This is a genomic window from Oscillochloris sp. ZM17-4, from assembly GCF_019599295.1.
GTDB lineage: Bacteria > Chloroflexota > Chloroflexia > Chloroflexales > Chloroflexaceae > Oscillochloris.
Genome location: NZ_JAIEWN010000021.1, coordinates 75,277 through 79,819 on the forward strand (window position 1 = coordinate 75,277; position 4,543 = coordinate 79,819).

Consider the following 4,543-nt stretch of genomic DNA (forward strand, 5'->3'; position numbering starts at 1 on the left):
TTTTACGGGAGAGCGAGGCTCTCCCACGCCCTCACCGCTGGTGCTCCGGCAGCGTCGCCCAGAAGGCGAGCGGCAGCTCGGGCGTGCGCGGCAGCGGCACCCCATCCACCAGGGTGTGCGTGCAGGCCAGGCGCCGCGTGCCCGCGCGCGGGCTCATCGCGACATCGTGGAAGGTGAAGTCGCCCTCCTCAAGGCGGAAGATCGCCACGTCGGCGGGCGCGCCCACGCCGAGCGTGCCCAGGTCGGGGCGGCGCATGGCGGCCGCCGGGCGGCGCGTGGCCCGGTCGATCACGTCGGACAGCCCCACGCCCAGGTTGAGGAACTTCGAGAGCGTCGTCGGCAGGTCGAACATCGGCCCCTGCACGCTGAGCTGGTGGATATCGCTGCTGATCACATCGGGCAGCACGCCCTCGGCCAGGGCCGCCTCGGCCACCTGGTAGCTAAACGAGCCGGTGCCGTGGCCGATGTCGAGGAGCACGCCGCGCGCCCGCAGCTCGTGGGCCAGCGGCGACAGCCGCCCGTCCTCGGTGAGCAGGCGATGGTTCCCGCCGGTGAAGCAGTGGGTGAGGATATCGCCGGGGCGCAGCAGATCGCTGATCGCCGACATCGAGGGCGGGCCGCTGCCGATATGCACCATCAGCGGCAGATCGACCCGGTCGGCCAGATCGCGGGCCAGCTCCAGCGGGCGCAGGCCGACGCCGCGGGTGGTGTTGCTGTCGATCCGCGCCTTGATGCCGAGCACCATGTCGCGGTTCTCCTCGACCGTCTGCGCCGCCAGGCCGAGGTCGCAGTAGTCGAGGTTCGTAAACTCCCAGGTCGGCGCGATCAGGCCGATGGCCGACAGGTTCAGCATGCAGAAGATCCGCGCCCGGCTCGCGTCGCGCACATAGCGCCGGAATCCGGGGAAGCTGTAGGCGCCGGCGCTGCCCGCATCGAGCCATGTGGTGACGCCGCTGCGCGCGGCGACCGGGTCGGCCTCGACGCCCCAGTAGGTGACACCCCAGTAGATGTGGGTGTGCAGATCGATCAGCCCCGGCGTCACGATCTGCCCGGCGGCGTCGATGGACTTGCGGGCCATGCCGCGGTCGATCTGCGGGGCGACCAGGGCGACGCGCCCGTCCTGCACGGCGAGGTCGGCCAGCCCATCGACGCCGCTGGCGGGGTCGATCACGTGGCCGCCGCTCACGAGAAGATCATACACGGGAGCCTCCCATGCTATGTGGGAGAGCAACGCGCTCCCACACCCTCACCGTGCGCTTGGGGTTCGTCGGAGCGCCCCGACGAACCCCAACGCACTTTCCAGCAGTACTAGCGTAGATTCAAGCAGCCCTTTTGGACAAGATGCTGCGTGCTGTCTCATCGCAACGCCCAACCCCCGACCCCCAACGCCTAACCCCTGCGCTGAAAGCGCACTAGGCGCTTTTCTTACGCGCCGCCGGCTTCTTGGTGGTGCTCGCCGCCGGCTTCTTCACCGTCGCCGGCTTCTTGGTGCTGCTGGCCGCCGGCTTCTTCACCGCCGCCGGCTTCTTTTCCGCCGCCGGCTTCGCCACAGGCTCGGTGTGGACCACCGGGGCCATCTCCTCAAGGCTGTTGGTCGCGTAGTCGCACTTGGGGTAGCGCGAGCAGCCATAGAAGGGCCGGCCGAATTTGCCGCGCCGACCCATCAGCTCGCCCTCGCTGCACTTGGGGCAGGCCACGCCGGTGGGCACGGGCAGCGGCACCGGCTTGCCGTCCTTGCCGATCCGCCGCGTGTTGGCGCACTCCGGGTAGCCGGAGCAGCCCAGGAAGGGGCCGAAGCGGCTCTTCTTGATCACCATCGGCCGCCCGCAGAGGTTGCACATCACGTCGCTGGTCTCGGGGGCGGCGGCCTTATCGATCACGATCTTGCCGTCCCCGTCGCGGTGGAAGTCGCTCGTGAAGTCGCAGGAGTCCGGCCCGCTCTCCTTGCTGTAGCGCGAGCAGGCAAGGAACTCGCCGTTGCGCCCGAACTTGATCGCCAGAAAGCCCAGTCCACACTTCGGGCAGAGCACCTCGGTGAGGATCTCCTCGCGCTTCACATTGCGCATCTCGCTGCGGGCGTTCGTCAGGGTGGTGTGGAACGGCCCGTAGAACTCGTGCAGCACAGGAACCCAGCGCTTGGCCCCGTCGGCGATGTCGTCGAGCTGCTGCTCAAGCGCCGAGGTGAAGTCGTAGTCGACGATCTTCGGGAAGTGCTTGACCAGTAGGTCCGTCACCACCCGCCCGAGCGTGGTCGGGATCAGCTTCTTCTCCGAGAGCTCGACGTACTCGCGGTCCTGGATCGTCGAGATGATCGAGGCGTAGGTCGAGGGCCGGCCGATGCCGAGCTGCTCCAGCTCCTTCACCAGGCTGGCCTCGGTGAAGCGGGGCGGCGGCTCTGTGAAGTGCTGCAGGGGCAGCAGGGCCAGCAGGCTCAGCAGCTCGCCCTCGCTGAGCTGGGGCAGCCGCCGCTCGCTGTCCTCCTCCTCCTCGCCCTCGTCCAGGCTCACGTTGTAGACGGCCAGGAAGCCCGGGAACTTCATCACGCTGCCGGTGGCCCTGAACGTGTAGGGTGCCCCCCCCTGTCCCCTGTCCCCTGTCCCCTGTCCCCTGGTAAACGCCCCAATATCCACCGTGGTGCTGTCGAACACCGCCGGGGCCATCTGGCTGGCCAGGAAGCGCTTCCAGATCAGGTCGTAGAGCCGCAGCAGGTCGCGGTCAAGCTTGGCGGCGACGGCCTCGGGGCGGCGGGCCGAGCTGGTTGGCCGGACGGCCTCGTGGGCCTCCTGCGCGCCCTTGGCCTTCGTCTTATAGACCGGCGGCTTCTCGGGCAGGTAGTCGGCACCATAGAGCCGGCCGATCACCTCGCGCGCCTCCTGCTGGGCCTCGCCGGAGACGTTGGTGCTATCGGTGCGCATATAGGTGATCAGGCCGACGGCGCCCTCATCGCCGCCGACATCCACGCCCTCATAGAGCCGCTGGGCCAGGGTCATCGTCTTCTTGGCGCTGAAGCCCAGCTTGCGGCCGGCCTCCTGCTGGAGCGTGCTGGTGGTGAAGGGCGGGGCCGCGCTGCGGCGCTTGTCGCGGCGGACAATCTTCTGCACCGCGTAGCGTGCGCCGCCGAGGTCGGCGACGATCGCGTCGGCCTGCTCCTTATTCTCCACCGCAAATTTATCGAGCTTCTTGCCGCCGCGCTCGATCAGCACGGCGCGGAAGGCGTCGCGCTTCGCGCTGCTCCCCTGCTTCGAGAGGTCAGCCTCGATCGTCCAGTACTCCTGGGCCACAAAGGCCTCGATCGACTCCTCGCGCTCGACGATCAGGCGCACGGCCACCGACTGCACGCGCCCCGCCGACAGACCGCGCTTGACCTTGTCCCAGAGCAGCGGGCTCAGCTGGTAGCCGACGAGCCGGTCGAGGACACGGCGGGCCTGCTGGGCATCCACCAGGTTGCTATCGATCTTACGCGGGTTGTTGATCGCCTGGAGCACCGCGTTCTTGGTGATCTCCTGGAAGACCACCCGGTGGACGGGGGTGCGCTTGGGCACGCTCACCGCCTGGGTGATATGCCACGCGATCGCCTCACCCTCGCGGTCGGGGTCGGTGGCGAGGTAGATCGCGTCGGCGCCGCGCACGGCCTGGCGCAGCTCGCTCACCACCTTCTGCTTCGTCACCTCGTAGACCGGCTCGAAGTCGTGCTCCACATCGATGGAGAGCTCCTTCTTCGGCAGGTCACGCACATGCCCCATGCTCGAGGTGACGCGGTAGCCGCGCCCCAGATATTTCTGAATCGTCTTCGCCTTCGCCGGCGATTCGACGATCACAAGCTTATCGCCCATAAGATCTTTCTGCTAAAAACCTGTCAGGTGCGGCCCTGCCTCGCCCATGACGGCGACGACACACTAGGCCGCACCTGACAGGTTTATGTATAGATGATGTCTGCCCTCAACCGTTACTGCACTATACGCAGGGTGCCAGGGGTTGTCAAGCGGGAGTGTCGAAATGATGCACCTCGATCTGGATCTCCGCCGGCCCATCGGCGAGGAGGTCCGCGAGGATGATCTGGCTCAAGAAGCTCGATCGGGGCGGGCGGGCCATGTGGAAGAGGTGCGCGGGGCAGCGCGTATCGCTGGACCCAAACCCGGCGACGGGGATGCTCACGTCGGGCGATCTGGACAGCATGGCGCACCAGCGACTCTCAAGCCGCACCGGGCTCGCCACAGTCCACACCTCGCAGAGGAGCGCGTGGGCGCGCAGGTAGTCGATATGCCAGTGGGGGCGGGCCTTCTCGCGGCGCTCGTGGTGGCGCAGGCGCGCCTCCAGGCCGCCCGCGCCGAGGGCGCTGCCAACATAGAGGTAGGAGCCCGCCGGGAAGGTGTATCGCCCAAGCTTGCCAACCTGAAGGTCATCGATGGCATGATCGAGCTGGAGTACCAGGATATAGCTGCCCTTATGCATCGCCCCACCTTGAGATTGTGCGATGTACGCCACAGGCAGTATACGGCAGACGAGAGATTTTGGCACAGCCGAGCCGACTCATCCAGGGCAT

At 67.5% G+C, this 4,543-nt stretch carries 3 protein-coding genes; all 3 read right to left on the reverse strand.

The features are described from left to right. Positions 1-31 precede the first annotated feature (31 nt). Positions 32-1,201, reverse strand: coding sequence for an amidohydrolase/deacetylase family metallohydrolase (locus tag K2Z83_RS16120; RefSeq protein ID WP_220596214.1), 1,170 nt, complete (start codon positions 1,199-1,201; stop codon positions 32-34). Between the two features lie 211 nt (positions 1,202-1,412). Continuing rightward, positions 1,413-3,833 (reverse strand): type I DNA topoisomerase, encoded by a 2,421-nt coding sequence (gene topA, locus K2Z83_RS16125; protein ID WP_220596215.1) that lies wholly within the window; start codon positions 3,831-3,833, stop codon positions 1,413-1,415. Between the two features lie 145 nt (positions 3,834-3,978). After that, positions 3,979-4,452, reverse strand: coding sequence for a DUF123 domain-containing protein (locus K2Z83_RS16130; protein ID WP_220596216.1), 474 nt, complete (start codon positions 4,450-4,452; stop codon positions 3,979-3,981). Positions 4,453-4,543: the final 91 nt, after the last annotated feature.